Source organism: Paraburkholderia sp. GAS448, assembly GCF_050435685.1.
In the GTDB taxonomy this organism is placed as follows: Bacteria; Pseudomonadota; Gammaproteobacteria; order Burkholderiales; family Burkholderiaceae; genus Paraburkholderia.
This window is the reverse complement of record NZ_JBNDKT010000145.1, coordinates 1-1349: the sequence shown is the minus strand read 5'-3', so window position 1 is coordinate 1349 and position 1349 is coordinate 1. Positions and strand designations below refer to the sequence as shown.

Below are 1349 nucleotides of genomic sequence, written 5' to 3'. Positions count from 1 at the left end.
TCTTTTTGCCGTGGAATCGGCGTTCACTTTGCCGTGGAATTCGTGTTCTTTTTGCCGTGGAATCCCTGTTCACTTTGGCGTGGAATATTCAGGTATTGCACTCATTTCGGGAAGACAACATATCGACGGTGTATCGCCGATGCTGCGGCTTGCAGAAACGTTCCTGTTGGCATTTTTTCGCTGGCGGATCTGGTCGTGCGCTTTTCCGGCTGCAGAGTTCATTTGCAGGAACCGTACCATTGCCAGTGGCCGGGCTGAATACGACGAGCCTTATGAAGTGCCTTGTGAAGTCAGCGATATCCGTTAGGTTCGCGAACAAAGATGGCCTGTCAAGATGACAGATTAATGACCGGAAATCCTTGTTCCATCCTCGCCACGCGAATCGGACGGCAAACGCGCATGACCGGCGCGTGATATGCCGATGATCGCCCCGGCCTGGCCGCGTGGAGAAACTCACGTCCTTCGATGAGTTGAGCAATGACGAGTGGGCCCGTCTTGCCAAAGTTCCGGTGCCACCTCTTCCACATACGGCCCCGGCCCGTGCGACGGGCTACAGGCCAAAGGCCCGAATCTTGTGGTCCATACCTGCGACAACAAGCTGGCCGTTCACGACTGTCGGTGACGTGCGGATGGGTGCCGTTGGCCGTTCAGCGACCGGAAGGCTGTTGGTACTCCAGAGTATCTGTCCGCTTTTTGCGTCCATCGCAAACACCTGGTCGGCGATGCCGTCGGCGTAATACACCACCCCGTTCGCAACGATCGGGGAAATCGCCGGGTTGTCAGAAACCGAATCCTTGCCGACCGGCTGCTGCCAGGCGAGGCTCACGGAACAGGTGCCACTGATGCCGAGTGCGAGGAGCCCGTGGTTGTCGAAGCCGGTGGGCGAATGGGAGGGCGCCGCCATGTACAGCTGATTCAGCACCGGATCCCAGGCAGGCAGGCCGATGTTGGTCCCGGATGCCCGGGGTTGACTGATATTCAGCGTTTGCAGGGGCCCTGACGGGATGGTGGCCTGGTTATAGATGAACAGGTTGCCGGTTTTCTGGAAGGCTGCCAGCATCGACGGGCAGCCACGCGGCTGGAACAGCGGTGCCGTCGCACCGAAGTCCGCATCCTGTGTCGTGGGCTTCATCGGCGAGTTTGACGCGGTCACGGCCAGGTTGCTGGTGAGCGCGACGACGTGTTCCGCAAACGCGGCGTTCTCCGGGTTGGCGAATGCGTTGCCCGTCAGCGCATAGACAGCTGACCCACCCCGCACGACCGAGACGCCGCCCGGTCCCCAGATGCCGCCGCCGTTGGGCCCGCTGGCCCCATCCGGGTACCAGCGCTGCAGGATCGCGCCGTCGGGG

At 60.7% G+C, this 1349-nt stretch carries 2 protein-coding genes; one reads left to right on the top strand and one right to left on the bottom strand.

Annotated features, from left to right (window positions below):
* On the top strand, positions 1 to 307 hold a 307-nt coding region (locus tag P3T23_RS47680; protein WP_429322954.1), incomplete at its 5' end, for a hypothetical protein.
* A gap of 243 nt (positions 308 to 550) precedes the next feature.
* On the opposite strand, the gene P3T23_RS47675 is transcribed toward P3T23_RS47680, so the two are convergent.
* Positions 551 to 1349 (bottom strand): PQQ-binding-like beta-propeller repeat protein (locus tag P3T23_RS47675; RefSeq protein ID WP_429322953.1); only part of this gene is annotated, 799 nt, incomplete at its 5' end.